Origin of the sequence: Kluyvera sp. STS39-E, assembly GCF_040932435.1 — a bacterium.
Taxonomy (GTDB): domain Bacteria; phylum Pseudomonadota; class Gammaproteobacteria; order Enterobacterales; family Enterobacteriaceae; genus Kluyvera.
Window position 1 is genome coordinate 417,433 of sequence record NZ_JBFQGA010000003.1, and the last position, 23,428, is coordinate 440,860.

At 54.8% G+C, this 23,428-nt stretch carries 20 protein-coding genes; 9 read left to right on the plus strand and 11 right to left on the minus strand.

The features are described 5' to 3' along the window. Positions 1-91 precede the first annotated feature (91 nt). The 3 genes from AB4K05_RS08590 to AB4K05_RS08600 are packed head-to-tail and all read right to left on the minus strand — an operon-like array spanning position 92 to position 6,528. Positions 92-2,215, minus strand: a complete 2,124-nt coding sequence (locus AB4K05_RS08590; protein WP_368479560.1) for a virulence factor SrfC family protein — start codon at positions 2,213-2,215, stop codon at positions 92-94. Further along, positions 2,212-5,193, minus strand: coding sequence for a virulence factor SrfB (locus AB4K05_RS08595; protein ID WP_368479561.1), 2,982 nt, complete (start codon positions 5,191-5,193; stop codon positions 2,212-2,214). Before AB4K05_RS08595 ends, AB4K05_RS08590 begins: the two co-directional genes overlap by 4 nt. Positions 5,194-5,196: 3 nt before the next feature. Continuing rightward, the gene (locus tag AB4K05_RS08600; RefSeq protein WP_368479562.1) at positions 5,197-6,528 is read right to left on the minus strand and encodes an SrfA family protein; all 1,332 of its coding nucleotides are present in this window, start codon (positions 6,526-6,528) and stop codon (positions 5,197-5,199) included. A 262-nt stretch (positions 6,529-6,790) separates the two neighbouring features. Here AB4K05_RS08600 and AB4K05_RS08605 point away from each other — a divergent pair, with 262 nt between their 5' ends. Together AB4K05_RS08605 and AB4K05_RS08610 are read left to right on the plus strand one after the other, a co-directional pair. Further along, positions 6,791-8,386, plus strand: coding sequence for an ABC transporter substrate-binding protein (locus AB4K05_RS08605; RefSeq protein WP_368479563.1), 1,596 nt, complete (start codon positions 6,791-6,793; stop codon positions 8,384-8,386). A 9-nt stretch (positions 8,387-8,395) separates the two neighbouring features. Then, a complete protein-coding gene (locus AB4K05_RS08610) occupies positions 8,396-8,629 on the plus strand; it encodes a DUF2526 family protein (RefSeq protein ID WP_368479564.1) in 234 nt (77 codons plus the stop codon). Positions 8,630-8,724: 95 nt separating this feature from the next. Here the strand turns inward: AB4K05_RS08610 and AB4K05_RS08615 are convergent, their stop codons facing one another. Next, positions 8,725-9,174 (minus strand): DMT family transporter, encoded by a 450-nt coding sequence (locus AB4K05_RS08615; RefSeq protein WP_368479565.1) that lies wholly within the window; start codon positions 9,172-9,174, stop codon positions 8,725-8,727. Then, positions 9,171-9,689, minus strand: a complete 519-nt coding sequence (locus AB4K05_RS08620; RefSeq protein ID WP_368479566.1) for an N-acetyltransferase family protein — start codon at positions 9,687-9,689, stop codon at positions 9,171-9,173. Before AB4K05_RS08620 ends, AB4K05_RS08615 begins: the two co-directional genes overlap by 4 nt. Before the next feature lie 38 nt (positions 9,690-9,727). Between AB4K05_RS08620 and AB4K05_RS08625 the strand changes: the two genes are divergently transcribed. After that, positions 9,728-10,300, plus strand: a complete 573-nt coding sequence (locus AB4K05_RS08625) for a helix-turn-helix domain-containing protein (RefSeq protein ID WP_368479567.1) — start codon at positions 9,728-9,730, stop codon at positions 10,298-10,300. Positions 10,301-10,504: 204 nt separating this feature from the next. After that, positions 10,505-11,164, plus strand: coding sequence for a GntR family transcriptional regulator (locus AB4K05_RS08630; protein ID WP_368479568.1), 660 nt, complete (start codon positions 10,505-10,507; stop codon positions 11,162-11,164). Positions 11,165-11,259: 95 nt separating this feature from the next. Here AB4K05_RS08630 and pqqU read toward each other — a convergent pair whose 3' ends face one another. Further along, positions 11,260-13,371, minus strand: a complete 2,112-nt coding sequence (gene pqqU, locus AB4K05_RS08635; RefSeq protein ID WP_368479569.1) for a TonB-dependent receptor PqqU — start codon at positions 13,369-13,371, stop codon at positions 11,260-11,262. Positions 13,372-13,626: 255 nt separating this feature from the next. On the opposite strand from pqqU, the gene AB4K05_RS08640 reads away from it, so the two are divergent. After that, entirely contained in the window at positions 13,627-14,691 is a 1,065-nt protein-coding gene (locus tag AB4K05_RS08640) for a YncE family protein (protein ID WP_368479570.1), read from the plus strand. Between the two features lie 199 nt (positions 14,692-14,890). Further along, complete coding sequence (locus AB4K05_RS08645) at positions 14,891-15,112, plus strand: YgdI/YgdR family lipoprotein (protein ID WP_368479571.1); 222 nt, start codon at positions 14,891-14,893, stop codon at positions 15,110-15,112. A 12-nt stretch (positions 15,113-15,124) separates the two neighbouring features. Here AB4K05_RS08645 and feaR read toward each other — a convergent pair whose 3' ends face one another. After that, complete coding sequence (feaR, locus tag AB4K05_RS08650) at positions 15,125-16,033, minus strand: transcriptional regulator FeaR (RefSeq protein WP_368479572.1); 909 nt, start codon at positions 16,031-16,033, stop codon at positions 15,125-15,127. A gap of 233 nt (positions 16,034-16,266) precedes the next feature. Between feaR and AB4K05_RS08655 the strand changes: the two genes are divergently transcribed. Both AB4K05_RS08655 and AB4K05_RS08660 read left to right on the plus strand, forming a co-directional pair. After that, positions 16,267-17,766, plus strand: coding sequence for an aldehyde dehydrogenase family protein (locus tag AB4K05_RS08655; RefSeq protein WP_368479573.1), 1,500 nt, complete (start codon positions 16,267-16,269; stop codon positions 17,764-17,766). A 184-nt stretch (positions 17,767-17,950) separates the two neighbouring features. After that, positions 17,951-18,361, plus strand: coding sequence for an ASCH domain-containing protein (locus AB4K05_RS08660; protein ID WP_368479574.1), 411 nt, complete (start codon positions 17,951-17,953; stop codon positions 18,359-18,361). A gap of 203 nt (positions 18,362-18,564) precedes the next feature. On the opposite strand, the gene AB4K05_RS08665 is transcribed toward AB4K05_RS08660, so the two are convergent. Together AB4K05_RS08665 and tolA are read right to left on the minus strand one after the other, a co-directional pair. Beyond that, positions 18,565-19,047, minus strand: coding sequence for a glutathione peroxidase (locus AB4K05_RS08665; protein ID WP_368479575.1), 483 nt, complete (start codon positions 19,045-19,047; stop codon positions 18,565-18,567). A 177-nt stretch (positions 19,048-19,224) separates the two neighbouring features. Continuing rightward, complete coding sequence (tolA, locus tag AB4K05_RS08670) at positions 19,225-19,617, minus strand: cell envelope integrity protein TolA (protein WP_368479728.1); 393 nt, start codon at positions 19,615-19,617, stop codon at positions 19,225-19,227. A 294-nt stretch (positions 19,618-19,911) separates the two neighbouring features. On the opposite strand from tolA, the gene AB4K05_RS08675 reads away from it, so the two are divergent. Further along, a complete protein-coding gene (locus AB4K05_RS08675) occupies positions 19,912-20,679 on the plus strand; it encodes a helix-turn-helix transcriptional regulator (RefSeq protein WP_368479576.1) in 768 nt (255 codons plus the stop codon). Here the strand turns inward: AB4K05_RS08675 and leuA are convergent. Next, positions 20,676-22,334 carry a 2-isopropylmalate synthase gene (gene leuA, locus AB4K05_RS08680; protein ID WP_368479577.1) on the minus strand — a complete coding sequence of 553 codons (1,659 nt, stop codon included), beginning with the start codon at positions 22,332-22,334 and terminating at the stop codon, positions 20,676-20,678. The genes AB4K05_RS08675 and leuA overlap by 4 nt on opposite strands. Before the next feature lie 96 nt (positions 22,335-22,430). Then, positions 22,431-23,345, minus strand: coding sequence for a LysR family transcriptional regulator (locus tag AB4K05_RS08685; RefSeq protein WP_368479578.1), 915 nt, complete (start codon positions 23,343-23,345; stop codon positions 22,431-22,433). Between the last annotated feature and the right edge of the window lie 83 nt (positions 23,346-23,428).

The following is a 23,428-nucleotide window of genomic DNA, read 5'->3' on the forward strand; positions in this document are numbered from 1 at the left end:
GAGGTGCACAGGGTAAAAACATCCATGATGCGGATTTCGCACCCTTTTTTTTCATTTCTAAAAGCGGTTCACATCCTTGTGCCGCCGAGGGTTACGGGAGCAGGGAGCGCAATTGACGCTGCGCATCTGGACTCAGTTGCAGCAGGTTGAACGCTTCACCCGACTCGGTGCTACGGGCGTAAAGCGCCACCAGCCAGTCATAAACATAACGGGTCGCCGCATGGACCGGTTGCTCGCCAAGCTGGGTTAAACGTGTGCTGCTGTCTGCGCAAACCTGCGTGAAAATCGCGCTGTCTTTGGCGACGCGGCTTGCTGGGCGCTGGTCTACGGGTAACTCGGCGTAACCGAGCCAGTTAATAAAATCGCCCAAGGTGGCGCGCAGTTGGGCGGCACCGGCCTGTTGCTCGGCGCTTACTTGGCGCAGCCGCTGGGCAAGGTTCATGCGCAGACTTGTGCCAATCAGCGTCAGCGTGAGCTGCCGTTGCGTGGCGGGGGTGAGAACGGCATGCGGCGTGCGGCTCCACTGGCGCAAATGTCGACACCACAGGGTGTAGGCCTGCGAACCATGATCCTGATGCGACAGCGCGCTCTGCTGCGGCGCTTCGGGGGCGGCGAACAAATCAACGGCGTCGTTAAACAGGCCGCTGACTTTTTCTTCGCGCTGTTGTTGTACCTGACACAGAGCGTCGAAGGTCGCCAGATCGGGCAGTAAACTTTCGAGCAGCTCACCGTGCCGCGAGGCATGTGTTTGCAACTCGCGAATGGCCGATTGTGCGAGGGCTGCGTGGTCTTGGGTGGCAGAAAGCAGCGGCTGGCACAGCGCATTTAGCTGTTGTTGATAGCCGTTCTGAATGGCAGCAAAGCGGCGCTGGCGCAGTTCAGGCAACGTCGCTTGCGATAACCACTCAATCAAACGCTGCAAGCTGCTGTGATCCAGCGCCTGTAAGGTTCCCCAATGCTGTCCCGGCTTGCCGACTAATTGCTGAACGGCTTCGTCGAAATGACGCTGGTGAACAAAGCGGTCATCCTCTGGGGTAATGGCCCACACCAACCCCGGCAGTTTATTCTCCTGTGCAGGCTGCGTTTCACTTACCCAGCGCAGCAGCGCGCGTGCGGTCGCAGGAATGGTGGAGCGCTGGGCCGTGGCGTTACACACCAGCAGAATATCCGGCTGGCGGTGCTGGCGATAATGATCCAGTAACCAGCGGCATTTGCATGCCCACAGCGGCGAATCTGGAAGAGCCGCCGGGACGGGAATGTCAATAATATCAACATTGTCCAGCACGCCGTGTTCGGTACTTAGCACCAGTTCGACGGTCAGAAGCGCCAGCGTGGTGGCGGGAATACTGACCGCATTTTGATATCCCTCTGCGCTTAGCGGATGCACCAATACCGCATCTTCACTTTCGCCGCCCGGCGTTAAAAATGCATCCATTGGCAGGGTAAAGGCATCGACCAGAAGGCTTAGCGGCGCCATGACTTCCCGGCGATTGCCCAACTGGTGCAGCGTATGGGCAAGCTTCAGCCACTGCTGCGTGAGCTCCTGCTGTTCACCCCACAGCAAAGACCAGGCACGGGCGCGGGCGGTCAGATCGAGCGACGGCAGCAGGCGGGCAAACTGATACCATAACCCATCATCAATTTGCTGATAGGCCGTGGGCAAGGTCTCGCGCCAGAAGCGGGCAATAGCGGCAATTTCCGCCGACGTCACGCCCGGCACCGGCTGCGGTTGGCGCAGGCTTTGCCAGCCGCGCAGCCGCTCGGCAATAACGCTGCTGTCCGGCACACGTGCGTCGCCGCGCTGGCAAGCATGCGTGATAAACAGCTGCACCAGCTCGGCCTCACTCATCAACATCAGACGCAGCGGAAACGCGTCGTCAGCGGTCGATGGATCACGGCTAAAGCGCACGGCCATTTGCGTCAGGCTGTGGCCGGGATTGATATGGCTGAAATAGTCGAGAGTTTTGCTCCCGGTTTGTACCGACAAGCGTCCGTCGCCGCTGCCGCACAGCGTGCGCAGCAAGTGGGCTTTTGATGCCTGCGAATGGCCGAACAGTGCGATGCTCGCCCGGTTGCGGCTGGCCTGCTGATGAGTTTGCTGTTGGGCATCAAGGCTCAGTAACCGCGTCAGCAGCGCGTCAGCGTCTTCATCCAGCGCGGGGTGAGTCTGTCGGGTGACGGCGACCCAGTCCATCACGGTCTGTAAGGTGGTCATTTGAGGAATACACTCCCGCTATCAATCCAGTAGTGGCTGCCGCTGTGACGGCGGTCGGCCAAGGTGTTCAGTTTCAGCGTCAGCGCATCTGGCGAAACCGGCGTGCCGTCTTGTAGCCAAGCATCGCTAAGAACGAAAGCCTGCGGCGCTTCGTGTTTGCTGCCGCCTTGCAGCTTCAAGCGCACTTGCAATACGCCATCACCGGCTATGGCTTTCGCCAGCTCCGGCGAATTAATAGACAGCGTATACAACGGCGTCGCGGGCCAGCGGGTATTGGCAAGCTGACGGAATCCCAGCGTCACGTTGCCGCGCAGCGGGAAGTGCAGACGGGCGTCAAGCTTAGCGCCGGGCTTATCGAGGTCGAGATCGTGATACCAAATATTCTCGTCACGCAGGGTGTTGACGGTTTTATCCAGTACCCCCAGATAGCGCACGGTGGAGTAAGCCCCGATATCGGCGGCCTTAAAGTTAAAGTGCGGCAAACGTAAATCCAACGCCAAGCTGCACAGCATCGCGCCCACGGCAGCGGTGGATTTTGGATTACCGATACGTCCCTGTTGGCTGAACGGATACCATTCATGAACGTGATATTTATCCAGCCAGACCATGCGGTTAACCGGCACAGGCTGGAGATAGCGGATCAACGCCTGTACCCCCGGCAAGCAGCCCGGACGCCCGGTCACCAGCAGCACATCGCAGGCATAGTGGGAAATCGCTTCGCACAGCGCATGCAGCGGCCCGGCGAGGGTAAATTCGCCCGCCAACATGGCCTGCTGCAACTGGGCAAAATTGACCTCCAGCGGCACCGAGAGTAAATCAAAGGCCGCACTGCCCGCAGGCAGGGCATGCTCAATCGCCTGGCCGACATAATTCATGACGTTGCGAGTCGGCGTTTGCGTCAGCAGTTCGCCAAAGGTGGCATGAAGTCCGGCCAGCGGGTCCTGCACGTCGCTTTGTTCCCAGGCGGCGAGGATCGCGTGGCCAATCGGCATAAACAGCTGCAGCGTGGTTTGCTGGCGCAGCACCGCCTGCGTATCCAAACGTCCAGAATCGCCAAACAACGTGGCCATTAACGCCTGAGCATCGGAAACGCCAGATTTTTGCAGCTGTGTTTGCAAAGCCGGCAGCACGCAGCGCTGAATAATATCCAGCAGTACGTCGTCTCCGGCGATTTTAAACCCTTCGCGGAACAGCAACTGCGGGGTGATTTTGACGTTGCCGCCAATACCGTCGTCCAACTGATACTGGGCGATAGCCATATCGGTGGTCCCGCCACCCAAATCCAGTGAGGCGATACGCAGCGCGCGTCCTGGGGCTACGCCCGCTTCCGGCAGGCGATCTGGGCGCGCCATTGAAGCAAACAGCGCTTCTGTTTGGCCCGAGAAGTGGGAGATCGCTTCGTTATACAGCCACACCAGCTGACCACAGCTGGCTTCGTCCCACTCCATATGGATTTTCGGGATGGGTACAATGCTTTTTTCCTGCAGGCGAACGCTGGCAAAATCATCGTCCTGCGGGTGCCAGCCCATCGCTTTCCATACCAGCGCGATGGCTTCAAACATGCGGCGGCGGAATATTTCGCGCTCCTGTTTAGGCATCGCTGAGGGGAGCGTGAGGATCAAGGTACGCAACTGGCGCGGCGACGCCGGGAAGCCTAAACGCAGGCGGGTGGCGACGCTGTTAATCTGCCCCAGCGCCTGCGAGAGCAGTTCGCAGAGCATATGGGTCATTAAGGTGCTGCGGCTGTACTGCGGAGAAAACACCGGCATACGTTCGTCGGCGGGCAGGGTAAACAGCGGCTGGCCTTCGTCATTCATCAGATTCATCAGCGGGAAGGCGGTCGCTAGCGGTTCGCGCTGGGTTTTACCGTTCATCTGGCTAAAACGCCAGTCCTGTACGGTCGGCGTTTCATCCCACAGATAACGGCGCGGGCTGGAAATGCCGCTATAGCCTTCGGTGCCTAAACGTTGCATCGCCAGTTTGCGGGCTTCATCGCCGACGCGCACCAGTGATGGCCAGATAAAGGCATCTTCACGGCCGCTCTCGACGGAAAAATGCTGCTTACCAAAGCGCGATTCCGAGAACTCGACCCGGCTGGTAAACAGCGGCTCGTTAAGGTATTGCGGCTCGCTCAGGGAACGGACCTGCAGCTCGGCAGTTTGGCGCAGGCCGTCGTTGGCATCGCCGTGATCTTCAATAATCACGCCGCAGGTGTGGGTATTGCCGACATCCAAAATCAGATCCACCGGAATGGCCGGGGTGCTGAGGGTGGCGGTCACGAATTTGATTTCCGGCACTGTCAACTGCTCGCCTAGCAGCGCCAGAATGTTGAGCCAGTGGCCTTGGTATTCAAAGCTACGCAGCGCCTGCGTTAGGTCGCGTTCGCTGCGCGTTTCCTGCGCGGCAACGTTCTGCTGGAAGACTTCACGCAGCCAGCCGTCAATCCACGTCTGGTCAAGAAAATCCGCCAGCTCATCGTCGCGCCAGGCCAGCGCAAAGCGGGTGCCGTTAAGAATGTCATTGGCGACCGGCGACAGCGCGGTGACCGCGTCTTCACTTATCTGACTGTCGAAGGCCAGCGTCACGCGATGGGTATGACCGGCGGTATCCGGCTCGGCTAGTTTGCGGATCTGTACACGGGCCCAGTTATCCGGGCCTTCCACGAAGGTGCGCGGCGGGTTAAAGCGTAAAAATGGCAGCGGTAGCCAAACGCCGTCGAGCAGTGCCAGCGAGTGATGTAAAGGCAGGGTGGATTCCGGTTTCACCACCTCCGGCGGTCGCCCGGGTTCCCCCGGGAGCGTGTGGCGCTGGTTCACCACGTCATAGTCCAGACGCAACAGCGGGCCGTTGGCGGTTTTACGTACGAAGCGGCCGTTTTGCAGCGACTCCTGTGGGCTAAGACCGAAATCGAGGAATTGGACGCCGCTGTTGGCAATCAGCGTCACGCTCTGTTTGTAATCGCAAAGAGTCACCAGCATGGTTTAGGCTCCCGTCTTTTTAAAGGTCAACGGCACAACCGTTTTGGCGTCAAAGCGAGCAGTACAGACGGCAACGTTGCTGTTGCCTGGCTTACAGCTGATCTCCGGCAGCGGATAGCGCGCACCGTCGCTGCACTGGGCGTTGCCCCGGCTCTTTATCATCAGCTCACCGTTTTGATGCAGCCCGGAGAAAATGGCGGCTTTGCAGACAATATTGCCTTCGCGAACGACGCGGGCGGTGCCTTTATTATTCTGGATCTGGTAGCGCAGGCTTGGCGCTTTGCCGCTGTGGGCATCGCTGATATCCATCTGTACCCGCCAGTTGCCGTTCAGAAAACGGGTGGTGCCGATGCGCATTTGGTCAGCATCCATCACCATCGCATCTTTGGGGATAACGGCGATGGTCAGCGGTTTCTCTTCCGGCTTGACCACCGGTTCAGCTTTGACGATGGCCTGATGCAGCGGCAGGGCGCTCAACAATACTGGCATATCGGGTGCTTTAACCACCGCAGATTCGGACATCGCTGCGGTTTCGGTAATCGGTTCGGACTCGGCCTGGGTCGTGGGGATCATCAGCGGTACGGCAATTGCTACCGCCGCCACCGCTGCGGCCAGCGGAACGCCCCATACCCAGCGCGAACGCCGTGTTTTCGGGGTAGCGGCTGGTGTCACGACGGTTTCAACTGGCGTCGGCGTTGCCAGCGGTTCTTCTTCCGGCAGCGTGTAAGCATCGAGAAGTGGCTCGTTAGCGCTCAGCAGCGGCGCATCGGCTTCGCTAAAGGTCACCGCCGGGACTTCCGGCGCTTCAACTTCGGGGATTTCAGTAATCACCGGCTCTTCCGGCAGTTCTGGTTCGACATAGCGCAAGCAGTCGAGAGCATCTTCGCGCGCGCCTTCGTTAAGGTTAACAAAGCCCCAGAAGCTAATTACCGGTTTGCCATCGACTAAGAACAGATGGTTCTCGCCGGGAAACTGAAGAGATTTTTCCAGCAGCGCACCAAACAGCTGCTGGGCGGTTTTTTCCGATTGCAGGCACTTCTTGCTGAGCGCGCGTGCGCTCTCCTGCAATCCTTCTAAATAGTGCAGAGCGCGATTACGCTGCGTTTCATCCGCCGCTTTCCAGCCGATAACTTCGCCCGCAATAGGGGAATACCAGTCGACCCGGTCGCCTTCGTCGTTAAGCTGAGGTACGGCTAGGCAATCTGCCAGCGCGTATTGTTTGCGTAAACGCAGCGTTTCCCGCACTTGCAATGCGGAATGGAATACGGTTTGCCCGCCGCCGCCTACGGCCTGAAAATCATCAAGACTTCCACTGCGTAAAAGTGTTTTTGCCACGTTCCTGTCCCATAGACTTCTTCACGTCATTACTTTACGCAATGCACAAAGCAACAAACGGTGAAAGAGAGGGGTAAATAGGGTAATTCTCGCGGCATTGAATGTTTTTACTTAAGTTAAATCTTGTGGTTGGCCGATGAAGAAACCACCAATTTGCCGTCATTCAGCATAACCTGAGACAAATTGGTTATTTGCCAGTTATCTGGCGCTGTGCTGTTATTAGGGCGTCCTCGCTTATAATAAAATTGAAAGGCATATAACCATGACCACAGGGAAAACGCTCCTCGCGCTGGCGCTCAGCGCACTGTTACCGGCAAGCGCCTTCGCGGCAAACAACGACACGCTCATCTACTGTTCCGAAGCCTCACCGGAATCCTTTAACCCGCAAATCGCCAGCTCCGGCCCCAGCTTTGTCGCCAGTTCGCAGGTGCTGTACAACCGCTTAATCAACTTTGATCCGGTTAAAAATACCCCGGTTCCATCGCTGGCTACCGAGTGGAAGATTTCGCCTGACGGCCTGACTTATACCTTTACCCTGCGTCAGGGCGTGAAGTTCAACAGCAACAAATTCTTCAAACCGACTCGTGATTTTAACGCTGATGACGTGATTTTTTCCGTCCTGAGACAAAAGGATAAAGACCATCCGTACCACAACGTCTCGCAGGGTAACTATGAGTACTTTAGCGACGTTGGCCTCGATAAGCTGATTAAAGAGGTGAAGAAGGTCGATGACTATCACGTGCAGTTCGTTTTAAACAAGCCGAACGCCGCTTTCCTGGCCGACTGGGGAATGGACTTCGCCTCGATTCTGTCTGCTGAATATGCCGATGCGATGCTCAAACAAGGCACGCCGGAAAATGTCGACAACTGGCCAATCGGTACCGGTCCTTATGTGTTGCAGCAGTACAAGGTCGATTCGCAAATTCGCTACCTAGCTAACCCGAACTACTGGGATGGCGCAGTGCCGACCAAACATCTGATCTTCTCCATTACGCCGAACGTTGAAACGCGTCTGGCGAAGCTGCAAACTAACGAATGCCAGATTATCCCGGCGCCGTCTCCGGTGCAGTTCGATGTGATTAAGAAAAACCATGACCTGACGCTGCATTCGGTTGATGCGCTGAACGTCGGCTATCTGGCATTTAACACCGCGAAAAAGCCGTTTGATAATGTGCTGGTGCGTCAGGCGCTGAACTATGCCACCGATAAACAGGCTATCGTCAATGCGGTGTTTATGGGCTCTGGTACGGTGGCGAAATCGCCGATCCCGCCGAATATGATGGGCTACAAAAAAGATCTGCAGGATTACGGTTACGACCCGGAAAAAGCGAAGGCGCTGCTGAAACAGGCCGGGCTTGAGAAGGGCGTGGATGTGACGCTGTGGTCGATGCCGGTGCAACGTCCGTACAACCCGAATTCGCGGCGTATTGCCGAAATGATCCAGAATGATTGGGCAAAAGTGGGCGTGAAGGCCAAAATCGTCAGCTACGAGTGGGGCGAATATCTTACCGGCATTCGCAAAGGCGAGCACGACAGCGCGCTGTACGGCTGGATGTCAGATAACGGTGATCCGGATAACTTTGCCAACACGCTGCTCGGCTGCGACAGCATTAAATCCGGCTCTAACGCCGCGCGCTGGTGTAATAAAGAGTATGATGGCCTTGTCAAAAAAGCGCTGGTGGTCAGCGATCCGGCGAAACGTGCCGCGCTGTATGGCCAAGCGCAGGAAATTTACTATCAGCAGGCTCCGTGGATTGCTTTGGCAAATGGCAAAACTTTCTACGCCACGCGCAGCAATATTACCGGCTACAGCGTGAGCCTGATGGGCAGTGATTTCTCGAAAGTGAAAATTAATTAAGGAGCGACTATGTCACATCTGGAAGAGATTACCGCACGCGTTGATGCCGCGATTGCCGAAAGCGTGATTACGCATATGAACGAATTGCTGACGGTGTTGAGTGACGACGCGGAGCTTAGCCGCGAAGACCGCTTTACCCAGCAACAGCGTTTGCGTGTGGCAATTGCCCATCACGGCAAGAACCAGCAGGAGCTGGAAGAAGCGCGTCGCGAATTGCTCAGCCAAGGTGGGACTATCCTTTAAACTTGGTAGGCCGGATAAGGCAACGCCGCCATCCGGCAATGTTGCGCGCGGTGCCTGATGGCGCTGCGCTTATCAGGCTTACATATTCTTCGCAACTAGAACTGCCGTCTGGCAACCAGCCACGCCCCAACAATCAACATCACTGCACCGCAAACGGGGCCGACTAATGCGCGCCAGGGAATACCGTGGCTTTTGACAATATCCATCACCAAACCGCCGATAAGCTGGCTTGCGACCAGCACCGCAATGGTCGTTGCGGCCCCCACGTACTGATAACCGCTGATGCTGGCAAACACAAAAAATGATCCCAAAAGGCCGGGGATCAGCGTCCACCACTTAATCGTTGCGACCAGCTCGTTCACGCCGGAAAGACCGTATTTAATCAGCAAAATGGTGACAAACAGCACGATCCCCACCAGCGAGTTAAGCAACATCGCCACCAAAATGGTGGAGGCGGACTGAGTTATGCGCACCATCAACGTGTTCTGGATAACCAGTCCGATCCCGGCGGCTATCAGGAACGTCAGCGTGAGGGATTGGTTCATGCTTTGGCATCCGGTTCTTGACGATCGTCAAGCTGCAGCTGCATAAACGTCAAATCCAGCCAGCGCCCGAATTTCGTGCCCACCTGCGGCATCTGCCCGGTGGTCACAAAACCGTGCTTTTGGTGCAGGTGCAATGAAGCGTGGTTTTGCGATTCGATCCCGGCGACCATCACGTGCTTGCCGCGACGTTTCGCCTCGCTAATCAATGCGCCGAGCAGGAGGCCGCCCAGACCTTTGCCCTGATGGTCAGGATGGACGTAAACGGAGTGTTCGACCGTGTGGCGAAAACCGTCGAAGTTGCGCCAGTCACCGTAGGAGGCATAGCCGGTGATGACGCCGTTTTCTTCACTCACCAGCACCGGAAAGTGACCATACTGCCGCGCTTCAAACCAGGCAATGCGGTTATCGGTATCAACGGTTTTATCGTTCCAGATAGCGGCAGTGTGAACCACCGCATGGTTATAAATGGCCGCAATTGCGGCGCAGTCTTCTTTTGCAGCAAAACGAATAGACATAGTTGCACCCTGTAGCTTGTTCACTATATTATTACGCCATGAATACTATTGAAGACAACCTAAATCAGCGAATCGGTGCAAGAATTCGCATTGAGCGTGAGTCACGCGGCTGGTCGCTGAGCGATTTGGCTGACCGTGCCAGCGTTTCGCGGGCGATGATCCACAAAATCGAACGTGGGGAGAGCAGCCCCACGGCGGCACTGCTGGCGAAACTGTCCGGCGCGTTTGCCATCAGCATGTCGACGCTGATTGCCCGGGCCGAGATTCAAGAGGGCAAGCTGCTACGTTTTGCCGATCAACCGGTCTGGCACGATCCGCAAAGCCATTACCTGCGCCGCCATGTTTCCCCGCGCGGCGAACTGCCGATTGATTTGGTGCAAATAGAGCTGCCTGCTGGCAGTGATATTCCTATGCCGGCGTCAGCATATGCGCTGGCACGCCAGCTTCTCTGGGTTCAGGATGGGGAGTTGCTGTTTATGGAAGGGGAGATAGCGCATCGTATGCAGACGGGGGATTGCTTGGAGCTTGGGCCGCCGAACGATTGCCGATTTATCAACGATAGCGACAGAACCTGCGTTTATCTGGTGGTGCGGCTGAATGCACAGCTGTAATGCCTAGACTATTTCTCTTATATTCCCCCATGAGGTCGACAGTTTGTCTGCCTCACTTTAGGGTGGCTGTAGAAATAATGGTTGGATAATTTCACTCAGGGAGCAATTTTAAAATATATATTGTATTTTCTGAGCAAAATAGGAAACGCCAGCTATTAATTATAATAGGGCTCTGGACCTATAATATGTGGAGTTAAAATAAAAATGCTGGATTTTGCAAAAGCGCAACGTATCAGTCTGACGCAACAAGTAGAGAATAATATCAAGAATGCACTGATCATCGGTGCTTTGAAACCAGGCGAACGATTGGTGACGCGAGAAATAGCGGTTAATCAGGGGATCAGTATTACACCTGTTCGAGAAGCATTGCTTCGGCTGGTTTCCTCCGGCGCGCTGCGAGCCGCGCCAGCTCAGGCCTTCATGGTTACGGTGTTAACGAAATCAGGATATCGTGAAATTAGCCAGATCCGCAAAAATCTCGAAGGAATGGCGACAGCGACGGCATCGGGTAAAATCACTGCCGACAAGATTGGTGAGTTGAATGACCTCTCGTCGTTATTTCACGAGGCCAAAACTGCTGGCGATATCACTAAAATGCTGCAAGCTAATTATCAATTTCGCTTTAAAATTTACGCTTATGCGGAAATGCCGACGTTAATGACCATGATTGAACAATTATGGGTTCGCGCCGGGCCTAGCTTCCATTATTTATATAATCACTCTATCGAACCGTTTCAGCATATAAACCTTTACCAACCTTTACTGACCGCGCTGGAAAAAAAGGAACCTTCGGCCAGTCATATGGCGATATGCCAGGTAATTGATGAATCCGCGAGCTTCTTGCAGCAGCAGTATCAGCACTAATATTTGTGCCTGATGGCGCTGCGCTTATCAGGCCTACACGGTTGCATGATTATGTCGGCCCGGTAAGCGCAGCGCCACCGGGCAATGTATCAACGTTATTCAAACCGCCAAGCGACGTTCAATCCTACCCCGTAGTTACGCCCTGGAGCCGGCTCGTAGTATCGGCCGTTGGACTCGTTGACGATAACCGAGCCAACATACTCCCGGTCAAACAGGTTATCGACACGACCAAACAGATCCAGACTCCAGTTGCCAATATCGAACTTATAGCCGGTATTTAGGCCCACGACCGTCCACGATGGCGCGCGTGCGGTGTTCTCATCGTTAGCCATAATATCGCTCAAATAACGCACATCGGCCCCCGCGTACCAGCCGCTTTCTGGCGCATAACCCAATGACGCGAAGCCCATATTGCGCGCGATGCCGGGGATACGATTGCCGTTACAGCTGGCGTCGTCGCAGACGTTCGTGCGGTAGGTGGCGTCAAGCCATGTCCAAGCCGCCTTCGCGCGCCAGTTCTCGGCGAATTGCTGATCGAGCGACAGTTCCATACCCTGACGACGGGTTTTGCCGGCGTTTTTGTAGCTGGTGCGTCCGCCGCTGCTGCTGTCGACGACAATCTCATTATCGGTGTCGGTCTGGAACAGCGCGGCGGTAAGCAACCCATTGCCGATACGCGTTTTACTGCCGACTTCCACCGTTTCGTTGGTTGAAGGCTGTAGGCCAAAGTTCAACCCGCTCTGATCGCCGGAGCGATAGGAAAGCTCGTTAATCGTCGGCGTCTCAAAGCCGCGCCCAGCGGAGAGATAGACGTTCCAAGCTTCGGTCATCGCATACTTTAACGATCCCGCAGGTAGCCACTTGTGATAGCTAGCATCGCCGCTGTCATCGCCATTCTTCGCGGTGACGTAGCGATCGTTGGAATCAAACCATACTGAACTGTAACGCACGCCCGCATCGAGGCTGAGCTTATCGGTCAACTGCCACTGGGTTTGCAGATACGGATCAAGGTTCCACATGAGATTGCGTTCATTGCGGCGCAGATTGCCTTTCTCGCCGTAGACCGGGGTGCTGCCGTCCATCACGAAGTTTTCGTAGCCCCGGCGCTTCTCGCTCATGTTCTCGTAATCGAGGCCGGTGGTGAAGGTCACAGGGACCAGCAGCTCGCCGCTGTGGGTCCAGCGGGTATCGATGCCCTGATAATGACGGTCGAGATCGATAACACCGCCTGCATGGGTCGGTTTAAGCTGCGGCGCGCGTGGAATCGACTGGTACTGCGTGGTTTGACGCTCGCCTGCGTACATCATCACGCTAAGCTCGTCGCGCTCGCTAAGCTGACGCTCATAGCGCAGCCCCGCCTGGGTCTGCTTGACGCTTTTGCGGGTGTTGTACTGCTCGCCGCGCGGTGACTGCTGCGGGTTCTGATGCATTTCGCCGTAGCTCAGGCCACCGGGATCGTTGGCTTTAATATCCACGCTGTTGAACAACAGGGTCAGCTTGCTGGCATCGTTAATGCGCACGCCCAGTTTGGCGTTTGCCAGATTTTTGCGTGCGGCGCTGTGGTCGCGATAGCCGTGGGTGATGAATCGATTTGTCGACACCGTATAGTCAACATCGCCAGAATGCGTACCGTCGCCCACTGCACCGCTGGCCTTCATGCCGTAGTGCCAAGTGCCAAAACTACCGTAGTAACTACTGGCTTCTAACGTTGTCGGCTGCTGGCCTGTCTGGGTGGTGACGTTCACCACGCCGCCGGATGAGTTTCCGTAAAGCGCGGAGAAGGGGCCGCGCAACACATCAATATGGTCGACGCTGCCGATATCAATATTCGAGGTTTGCCCCTGACCATCGGGCATCGTTGCCGGAATGCCGTCGACATACATGCGAATACCGCGCACGCCATAAGTGGAACGCGAACCAAATCCGCGAATGGAGAGCTGGAGATCCTGGGCGTAGTTCTGCCGGTTTTGGATCTGCAACCCCGGCACCGCACCCAGAGATTCTGAAAGGTTGACCCGCGGGGTGGCATGGCGCATCTCTTCGCCATCAACCACGCTCACGGCGGCGGGGGTATCCAGCTCGGATAGCGTCTGCGGCGCGGCGGTGACAATTAAGGTTTGTTCGTCATTGGCCCAGGACAGTGGCGTAAAAATAAGCGGCAGCAGCAGCGCGGGCAGCGTAGCTGTGCGAACAGTAATGATTTTCATGGAAAACTCGCAAAAATGAACCAAATGGAACAACCTGAATAGGGTAATACTTTTGTAAATATATTGAAAACTTTAGCAGCATAAATCGTTAAGTGCAGGTAATGAAACAGCAACTATTTGGTTGCGTGGACAAACAAATGCTCCACTTTGCATGAATTAATGATTACTATTCGCATCTATAAAACGCGGTGCAACGACGCCGCGAAGCCTGAAGCGATGTGAAGCGTAAAAAATAGTTCATCAAAGGGAGTCGTCATGTCATTACGTCAATTGTCCGCACCGCGCCTGCGCCGTTCTCTGCTGTTGAGTGCTTTACTGCTTGCGGGGAGCTTTAGCGCGCATGCCGCAGACGAAATGCTGCGCAAAGCGGTCGGTAAAGGGGCATATGAAATGGCCTACAGCCAGCAGGAAAATGCGCTGTGGCTGGCCACCTCACAGAGCCGTAAAACCGATAAAGGCGGCGTGGTTTATCGCCTCGACCCTGTGACGCTGGAAGTTACCCAGGCTATCCACAATGATCTCAAGCCGTTTGGCGCGACCATCAATGCGCAGACGCAAACCCTGTGGTTTGGCAACACCACCAACGGCTCTGTCACCGCTATCGATGCGAAAAGTGGCGACGTAAAAGGGCGCTTGGTGCTGGATAACCGTAAGCGTAGCGAAACCGTGAAGCCGCTGCAGCCGCGTCAGCTGGCGGTTGATGAGAAAACCAACACCGTTTATATCACCGGCATCGGCAAAGAAAATAGCGCCGTATGGGTGGTAGATGGTGACAAAATTGCGCTGAAAACCACTATTGAAGGGACCGGCAGCTTCGGTACAGGCCTGGCCGTTGATGCGGATAAACAGCGTCTGTATGTGACCAACGCCGACGGCGAACTGATCACCATCGATACGGCAAGCAACAAAATCGTTAGCCGCCAGAAACTGATGGACGACGGTAAAGAGCATTTCTACATGAACATCAGCCTGGATAAAGATGGCCAGCGCGCGTTCATTACCGATGCCAAACAGCCGGAAGTGCTGGCGGTCAATCTGAAAGACGGCAAAGTGCTGGCGAAAGTCGACACCAAAGAAGGGCTGGCGGTGCTGTTTAACCCGGCGCGCAATGAAGTCTACGTGACCCAGCGTAAAGCCGGCACCGTGACGGTTATCGACGCGAAAACCTATAAAGTGACGAAAACCATCCAGACGCCAACCTTCCCGAACAGCCTGGCGCTGTCTGCTGACGGTAAAACGCTCTATGTCAGCGTGAAACAAGAGTCTACCCGTCAAAAAGAGGCCACCGCGCCTGACGATGTGATTCGTATCGCGCTGTAATTTACGTCTGGCCTGATGGCGCTTCGCTTATCAGGCCTACGCGTGATGTAAGCCCGGTAAGCGGAGCGCCACCGGGCTATTCACCGTAACTGCCTGAATTTATCTTCTGTTACATCCCATCTCTATCCGGTCCGCCGCTATCATGCATACAATACACACGTAAACCACACTCGATGTGTGGACGGAAATGGGAGAGAACATGAAAAAGTCGTTTTATATTTCTGGTATGGGTTTACTGCTGCTGGCGCTGGCAGGTTGCACCAGCAACTACGTGATGACCACCAAAAGCGGGCAGACGATTGTCACCGAAGGCAAACCGCAGTTGGATAAAGAAACAGGAATGACAAGCTACGTCGATCAAGACGGTAACACTCGTGAAATCAACAGCAGCGACGTCGCGCAACTGATTAAAGATAACTGATTTCGTTAAGTTTCAGCGACCGCGCTTACGATACTCTCCCGGCGACATGCCGAACCGCTGTTTGAAGGCGGTGGAGAAGTGGCTGTGGTCGCTGAAGCCCCAGCGATAACCAATTCCCGCCAGTTTTTCATCATCGCGCGCGCTTTGTAACGCCTGAGCGCACAGATCCAGACGCCGGTTTTTAATGTACTGCGCCACAACTAAGCCCTTATCGGCAAACAGACGATACAAACTCCTCACTGACATCCCCGTTTCATCGGCCAACCACTCAGGGCGCAGGTGTTCTTCCTGAATCGCCTCGTCAACCAGCGCCATAATGCGCGAAAATTGCTTCTCTCGACGCGATGGCTGGACTTCCTGCTGATGCAGCATCGGGCGCAGCAGACAAACGATGGCGTCGAGCGCCGCTTCGCTTTCGCTGGCCGAAAGCGTTGGGCTGCTCATGCTTTCATGCAACAGTCGCTGGCTGAGTTGCACCATCGGCAAGGATTTGTCGAGGCGGGTCGCGACGCGAATACCGCTGCCGCGCAGTTGGTTTTCCAGCATCTGGCGCGGCAGTAACAAAGAGACCTGACGCGAAGTTTGCTGCCAGATAATCGAACAGGGGCGGGAGGCGTCAATCAGCGTCATGTCACCGGTTTCAAGACGAACCTGGCTCTCTTCTTGCTCGATATGAGCCTGTCCAGAAAGTTGGAACACGGTGTAAAACCAAGCGTCGTTGCCACCGCGAATCTCTTGGCGAGTGCGGTAGAGATTGACGTTGCGCGAGGTGACGGTGCTGAGCTTTAAGCTCCCAGCATAGCTGGTATCAATTTCGCCATGAAAATCCCCCTCCAGCGGACGGGCAGCAAAATGCCCGCAGACTTGGTTAATCTTTGCCAGCCAGTTTTGGTACGTCTCGCCACTGTCTCCCGCTGCCATATGCCATCTCTGCAATGAAAATGTGTGGTTATTGTTGCATTAATGTTGCCGTAAACAAGGGCGAAAGGGGGAATATATGAAAGAACTATTACCTGCCACACATTTCTGCCGTCGCAATCTGTTGAATTGCGGCGTCTGTCACAGCCGCAACAGCGATTGTCACAGAGACAAAAGCGGCTTTTCCTATCCCACCGTAGACTGAAATGACTATCCGTGAAGAATAAGGAGACGCTATGTCCGCACAACAGGTAGCGCTGCTCGCCAGCGTACAGCAATTTTTAGACCGTCAGCATGGACTCTATATTGATGGCGCGCAGCAGGCGGCCCAAAGTGAAAAACGTCTCACCGTCTGGAACCCGGCGACCGGGCAGGCGATTGCCACCACCGCCGATGCTAATGCCGGTGATGTTGACCGCGCAGTGATGTCCGCTTGGCGCGCGTTTGTCTCGCGCAGTTGGGCCGGACGCACGCCTGCTGACCGCGAACGTGTACTGCTGCGTTTTGCCGATCTGGTTGAACAACACGGCGAAGAACTGGCGCAACTGGAAACGCTGGAGCAGGGCAAATCAATCAATATTTCCCGCGCCTTTGAAGTGGGTTGCACCCTGAACTGGATGCGTTACACCGCCGGGCTGACCACCAAAATCAGCGGCCGTACGCTGGATGTGTCGATCCCTTTCCCGCAGGGCGCACGCTATCAGGCGTGGACCAAAAAAGAGCCGGTGGGCGTGGTTGCTGGCATTGTGCCGTGGAACTTCCCGCTGATGATTGGCATGTGGAAAGTGATGCCGGCGCTGGCGGCGGGCTGTTCTATCGTGATTAAACCATCAGAAACTACGCCGCTGACGTTGCTGCGCGTGGCGGAGTTGGCGAGTGAAGCGGGGATTCCGGAAGGCATCTTTAACGTGGTCACCGGCAGCGGCGCTGAGTGCGGCGCGGCGTTAACCTCTCACCCGCACGTAGCCAAGGTGAGCTTTACCGGCTCCACCGCTACCGGCAAGCAGATTGCCCGCGTTGCTGCCGACCGCCTGACCCGCGTGACGCTGGAGTTGGGCGGCAAAAACCCGGCTATCGTGTTAAAAGATGCCGATCCGCAGTGGGTTATCGAAGGGCTGATGACCGGCAGCTTTCTGAACCAGGGGCAGGTGTGCGCCGCCAGCTCACGTATTTATATTGAAGCGCCCATTTTTGATACGCTGGTGAGCGGTTTTGAGCAGGCGGTGAAGTCGATGTCGGTGGGGCCAGGTATGCTGGAAACCACGCAGATTAACCCGGTGGTTTCCAAGGCCCACTGCGCGAAGGTTGCGGCTTATCTTGACGAAGCGCGTCAACAAAAGGCCGAACTGATCAGCGGCAACGTTGGCCCGGATGCGCAGGGTTTTTATATTCCCCCAACGCTTGTGATTAACCCTGACGCAAATCTGCGTTTGACCCGTGAAGAGGTCTTCGGCCCGGTGGTGAACTTGGTGCGCGTCGCCGACGGTGAAGAAGCGCTGCGGCTGGCAAACGACAGCGATTTTGGCCTGACCGCCAGCGTCTGGACCCGCGACCTGACTCAGGCGCTGAACTACACCGACCGCCTGCAGGCCGGGACAGTGTGGGTCAACAGCCATACGCTAATTGACGCTAACCTGCCGTTTGGTGGCATGAAACAGTCGGGAACGGGGCGTGATTTTGGTCCGGACTGGCTCAACGATTGGTGCGAAACCAAGTCGGTGTGCGTGCGCTACTAACGTTCCGCGAGAGTGCCGGGCGGCGGCTACGCCTGACCCGGCCTACCGATCCCACCATACACAGACCCGTAGGCCTGATAAGCGAAGCGCCATCAGGCGCAGATACGCTCATCAATGCGAGAGCAATGTCCACGCAAATCAGGTATAAAATTTATTCTTTTAACGCGCTCAAAAAGGTTTTTCGATGTCCTTAGTCGATGAATTAAAAATTAAGTATCCTGCAGCCAATGCTTGGCAATTTGGTGACAGTCCAGAACTGGCAAACGAGCTTGCCGCTTTGGTTGTTAAAGGAATTAAAACCGCCTCATGTGGCTCTTTAGCCTCTTACCAGCAAGAAGATGGTGCTCCCTTAATTGGCAGCTATAACATCATCCTTGATGGCCAGGATGTACCGGTCTGCGTTATTAGGTTGATTTCGATGCGGCTGCTGCGTTTTTGCGATGTGACCGCTGAGCTTGCGCGAAAGGAGGGTGAAGGCGACTTGAGTCTTGGCTATTGGCGCAGAGAACATCAGAAATTCTTTCTTCGCGAAGGGTATTTTTCTGATGAGATGGAGCTGGTTGCAGAGGAATTTGAAGTGATTGAGGTTCTGTGAATCGGGCTAATATTCTGCGAACAGATAGATAAACAAATGTTTCATTCGACGCATCGCCCATTGGGTAATGCTGTTTACTTGAAGTTCGTTCACAGAAATTAAAACGAGGCACACTGCGCCCCCTCGCCCTTTTTAAGGAAGAGGGCTGGGGTGAGGGTTAAGGCATCGATTTTACCAATCAGCGCAAACCATCAGACCGGTTCTCAAATACCCAGTGCCGCAATAATGGCGCTTTCCATCTTCTCCGGCGTAGTCATCGGCGAAAAACGTTTTAACGGCTTACCGTCACGCCCCACCAAGAACTTAGTGAAGTTCCACTTAATTCTCCCACCCAGCACGCCGGGTAATTCGGCTTTTAGGAAACGAAACAGAGGATGCGCGGCGCCGCCGTTAACCTCGACTTTTGCAAACATCGGGAAACTCACGCCGTAGTTGATATGACAGGTCTGCGCGATGGCATCCGCATCGCCGGGCTCCTGCTTACCAAATTGATTACAGGGGAAACCCAGAATGACGAGCCCCTGCGCGGCGTATTTCGTGTAGAGCGCCTCAAGGCCCGCATATTGCGGCGTGAACCCACAGTGGCTGGCGGTATTGACCACCAGAACTAGCTTGCCGGAGTAATCGGACATAGCGATAGGCTGGCCTTGCAGGCTGGTGGCGGTAAGCTGATAAAACGGGGGCATGTTTGGCCTCTGTTGTTTGTTCGCGGGATAAAACCGAGTGTGGCACATATTTGCAAACTCAGGCGCAAAGGACAACGGGCAGGAGGCCCATACCAAATGCCTCATAAGGCGGTGGCGAGCTTTGTGAGGAGAGCCTGCTATGAACGAAAATCGGGCATACTCATGTTCACGGTATGGCTAACCGCTTAAATCAAAACGAGATTTTTGAAAATCGCGGTATACCTCCGGATTGGTGAAGGCTGGGAATGTGGCTTGCTGGGCCGCTGATTTCACCGCTGCGCAATAGGCTTTATTACCGTCGCTAGTTGATACGTTTAAAACCGTGCCATTCTGCGCAAACTCGATATGCAGCCTACATTTCTTCCCTTTCCAGTTTTGAGGATCGACAATTTTTGCCTCTATCGCCGATTTGATCGCTCGCGCTTGCGCACCCCATTCATCTTGATCATCCCACTTGCCAGAACCGCAATTCCCCGTTGCCGTAGTTTTATGGCATCCGGAAGGGTGTAATGGTGCGCACCCCGTTGCCAGACTGGCCACAAATGCCAGCATAAAAATCTTCATTCCCATTTTATTCGCTGTCACGCCTTGCCACCTCATTCCTTTAAATTCATCATAAATACGAAGATATTATTTCGCCATTACTGGTGAATTTTCAACTGCTTATACTGGTAGTGATGAGGTCGCTATTACGCTTTTACTGACTCCCTGTTGTTAACGAACTAGGCCACCTTATTTCTAGGAAACAGCCAGCATATCAACCCCTGACACAATCCTATTTCATTATCGTAAAACCCGGTCGTCGCCATACTTCCGCACGCGACGTTTTCTATGCTACTTTCATTTTTTTTCAGAAAGATAACGATGACGACGAGCATTCAGTTTAACTTCTCTACGCGCCCATTGATTCCATTTGCCCATGATTATTCTCACGGCGCAACTGAACCTTGGCACAGCCACGATTGCGCACAGCTTCTGCATACGCTCAGCGGCGTGGTCAGAGTAGAAACAGAGCAGGGATATTGGATTGTCCCACCGAGCCGGGGCGTATGGTTGCCTGCCGGGACGCGTCATCGCCTGAAAGTCATAGGGCAGGTGGCTGCCAGAACGTTGTTTATCGACCCTTTTGCCCGGGCGGATTTGCCAGCAGTTTGTCAGGTCGTGCAGATTTCGGATTTGCTGCGAGAATTGATCGTCAGTTCGCTTTCGTTGCCTGAGCATTACCATGCCGGCACCCGGGAAGAAAGGATCTACGAGCTCATTCTTGACGAAATTAGAGTGATGAACGTGCTGCCGTTTAATCTCCCGGAGCCACAAACCCCAGCATTACAGACTTTGTGTCGCCATATTCAGGATGAACCCGGCAAGTCTTGGTCTGCCGCAGTGGCCGCAGCCCAACTCAACATGAGTGAGAGAACGTTGTTACGACAATTCCGTAAACAAACGGGACTTTCATTCAGCGAATGGGTGCGGCGTGCGAAACTGATGATTGCGCTGACTTATCTTGCTCAGGGGCAATCGGTTTTACGTGTGGCACTGGATCTTGGATATGAAAGCCACAGCGCATTTAGCGCCATGTTCCGTCGTATCCTCGGGGCTTCCCCCAGTGATTACTTTCAGTCACGCGATTAAAGTGGCAATGCATTAAGCAACGCCTGCAGTGATGCCCGCGCAACATCATTGTCGATACACACTCCCCAGCGACTTTTGCCGTCGGCAAATGTACAGAGAATATAGGCCGCAGAACGGCTCTCGTTGTGTCTGCCAAGGGTATGCTCATGATAGTCCTCAATCGCGAATGTGAGTTTGAAGTGCGATTTGAGCGCATCGGCAGCAGCAGACAACAACCCGTTCCCTGTGCCATTTAACTGAATAATGCCTTCTGGCGTCTGAATCCGCGCACGAAACGAATTTCTGCCGTCTTCCAAGCTTTCGCTGCGATACTCCAGCAATTGCCATCCGGCAGTTTGATGGCGAATGTACAAGGTGCGGAACAACTGCCAGATATCAGCCAGCGTCATTTCGTGGCCCCCGCTGTCGGTCTGAGTCTGAACGTGCTGGCTAAAGTCCTGCTGCAGGCGACGCGGCAATTTAAGACCATGGTTTTGTTCCAAAATCCATGCGGCTCCACTTTTCCCTGACTGGCTGTTGACGCGAATAACCGCTTCATAGCTACAGCCAATATCGTTTGGATCGACCGGAAGATACGGCATTTCCCAACGCTCGTCCGTGGCTTGCTGCCGGGCCGTGAATCCCTTTTTGATAGCGTCCTGGTGAGAGCCAGAAAAAGCGGTGAAAGCGAGCTTACCTGCATAAGGATGACGGGGATGAACGGGCAATTGGTTGCATTGTTCGACCCGTTCAACGACGTGCTTCATATCACTAAAATCAAGGTTTGGGGAAATCCCTTGGCTGTAGAGATTCATTGCTAACGTGACTAGACACACATTCCCGGTCCGTTCACCGTTACCAAACAGACATCCCTCTACGCGGTCGGCGCCTGCCAGCATCGCCAGTTCCGCACTCGCGACGCCGCATCCGCGATCGTTATGCGGGTGCACGCTGATACACACAGCATTGCGGCGTGAAAAATGGCGGCAGAAATACTCAATCTGATCGGCGTAGACATTCGGCGTATTGACTTCAACGGTCGCTGGCAGATTAATGATCATCGGCCGTTCAGGGGACGGCTCCCAGACATTAGCTACCGCCTCACAAATTTGCAGGGCAAAGTCAGGCTCAGTAAAACAAAATGTCTCCGGGGAATATTCATAACTCCACCGGGTCTGTGGGTTGGCTTCACACAGAGCACGGATCTTTTGCGTTGCATTGACCGCCAGTTGGATGATCTCTTCTTTGCTTTGACGAAAGACCAGTTGCCGAAACAGCGGGGCGGTTGCGTTATACAGGTGCACGGTTGCGCTATCCGCCCCATCAAGTGAGGCGAAGGTCCGTTCAATCAGGTCAGAACGCGCCTGCGTTAACACTTGAATCGTGACATCTTTGGGTATCAGCTTGTCTTCAATCAGTTGACGAACAAACTGAAAATCCGTCTCTGAAGCCGCCGGAAACGCCACTTCAATCTCCTTAAAGCCGCATTTGAGCAACAGTTCCCAGAAGCGTAATTTACGCGCCGAATCCATCGGCTCTGCCAGCGCCTGATTGCCGTCGCGCAGGTCGGTTGAAAGCCAACGGGGGGCGTGGGTCAGCTGTTTATTCGGCCACTGGCGGTCAGGCAGATTAATGGGGATATGCGGGGAATATTTTTGCGATGGTTGTTGTAACATGTTGTCTCTCCTTTGCGTTGGTCTGCCTTTATCCTGCTCAATCAGGATAGGGATTACCGACGCAAAGATGACAACCTATGTAGCGAAACCGCCAAGCTATGGCCAACGCCATTCCGGTTGGCTGAGATGCTTAGCAAAGAAATCCGACAGCACTTTGACCTTCAACGGACGGCTGCGCGAGGTGGGGGTAACAAAATAGAGTCCCCCCTGGGTCATCGACCACTCCTCCAGCAGATGTACCAAGCGGCCATCTTTCAGATATTCAGCTGCCATAAATTCCGGCAACTCGGCAATCCCAAGGCCCGCCAGCAAGGGCGGCAGTAACGCCTCAGAGTTAGTGACCCGCAGTGGTCCGCTGGGGACAATATCTTCCTGCGTACCGGAATCGTGAGTAAAGCGCCATACCTGGCTTCGGGCACGATAGGCATAGCTGAAGCACCGTCGAGAGCTGAGATCGCGCGGATGTTGTGGCACACCGTGCTCCGCGAGATAGGCCGGTGAGGCCACCAGAAATTGCGTCACTGCACACAGCTTGCGAGCCACAAGAGAGGAATCCGGCAGCGCAGCTATGCGTAACGCGGCGTCAAAACCTTCGGCAATCAGGTCAACGGAAGCATCTGACAAATGCAGATCCACGCTCAGCTCCGGGAACTGTCGGATAATCTCTGGCATCAGGGGCGCTACCCAACGTAAGCCAAACGACATGGGAACCGCTAAGCGCACTTGCCCACGCGGTTGCACCGAGAGTTCCTGCGCCTCGCTCTCCACTTCTTCGGCTTGGCGATACATCTCTGATGCTTTTGCCGCCATGCTTTGACCGAATTCCGTCAGCGCTAACTGACGTGACGTCCGGTTAAACAGTCGGCCACCCAAACGCTGCTCTAGGCGCGCAACCGCACGCGACACGGTGGGGACGGATACGCCCATGACTCTGGCTGCGGCCGCAAAAGAGCCTTCCTCCGCCACTTTTGCAAACATCGCGAGCCCTTCGAAATCGGGGAATTTGTTCATTTCAAATCTGCAATGATGAGTTTCAAATCATTCTATTTTGAAATCTGTCGCACGTCGATATGCTTATCTCAACCCGGCAACGA

Coding starts and splice junctions, on each gene's coding strand:
- AB4K05_RS08640 (WP_368479570.1), top strand. CDS start 13,627: ATGTCATTACGTCAATTGTCCGCACCGCGCCTGCGCCGTTCTCTGCTG.
- AB4K05_RS08605 (WP_368479563.1), top strand. CDS start 6,791: ATGACCACAGGGAAAACGCTCCTCGCGCTGGCGCTCAGCGCACTGTTA.
- AB4K05_RS08675 (WP_368479576.1), top strand. CDS start 19,912: ATGACGACGAGCATTCAGTTTAACTTCTCTACGCGCCCATTGATTCCA.
- tolA (WP_368479728.1), bottom strand. CDS start 19,617: ATGGGAATGAAGATTTTTATGCTGGCATTTGTGGCCAGTCTGGCAACG.
- pqqU (WP_368479569.1), bottom strand. CDS start 13,371: ATGAAAATCATTACTGTTCGCACAGCTACGCTGCCCGCGCTGCTGCTG.
- AB4K05_RS08620 (WP_368479566.1), bottom strand. CDS start 9,689: ATGTCTATTCGTTTTGCTGCAAAAGAAGACTGCGCCGCAATTGCGGCC.
- AB4K05_RS08660 (WP_368479574.1), top strand. CDS start 17,951: ATGTCCTTAGTCGATGAATTAAAAATTAAGTATCCTGCAGCCAATGCT.
- AB4K05_RS08665 (WP_368479575.1), bottom strand. CDS start 19,047: ATGCCCCCGTTTTATCAGCTTACCGCCACCAGCCTGCAAGGCCAGCCT.
- leuA (WP_368479577.1), bottom strand. CDS start 22,334: ATGTTACAACAACCATCGCAAAAATATTCCCCGCATATCCCCATTAAT.
- AB4K05_RS08590 (WP_368479560.1), bottom strand. CDS start 2,215: ATGACCACCTTACAGACCGTGATGGACTGGGTCGCCGTCACCCGACAG.
- AB4K05_RS08625 (WP_368479567.1), top strand. CDS start 9,728: ATGAATACTATTGAAGACAACCTAAATCAGCGAATCGGTGCAAGAATT.
- AB4K05_RS08685 (WP_368479578.1), bottom strand. CDS start 23,345: ATGAACAAATTCCCCGATTTCGAAGGGCTCGCGATGTTTGCAAAAGTG.
- AB4K05_RS08630 (WP_368479568.1), top strand. CDS start 10,505: ATGCTGGATTTTGCAAAAGCGCAACGTATCAGTCTGACGCAACAAGTA.
- AB4K05_RS08615 (WP_368479565.1), bottom strand. CDS start 9,174: ATGAACCAATCCCTCACGCTGACGTTCCTGATAGCCGCCGGGATCGGA.
- feaR (WP_368479572.1), bottom strand. CDS start 16,033: ATGGCAGCGGGAGACAGTGGCGAGACGTACCAAAACTGGCTGGCAAAG.
- AB4K05_RS08645 (WP_368479571.1), top strand. CDS start 14,891: ATGAAAAAGTCGTTTTATATTTCTGGTATGGGTTTACTGCTGCTGGCG.
- AB4K05_RS08610 (WP_368479564.1), top strand. CDS start 8,396: ATGTCACATCTGGAAGAGATTACCGCACGCGTTGATGCCGCGATTGCC.
- AB4K05_RS08595 (WP_368479561.1), bottom strand. CDS start 5,193: ATGCTGGTGACTCTTTGCGATTACAAACAGAGCGTGACGCTGATTGCC.
- AB4K05_RS08655 (WP_368479573.1), top strand. CDS start 16,267: ATGTCCGCACAACAGGTAGCGCTGCTCGCCAGCGTACAGCAATTTTTA.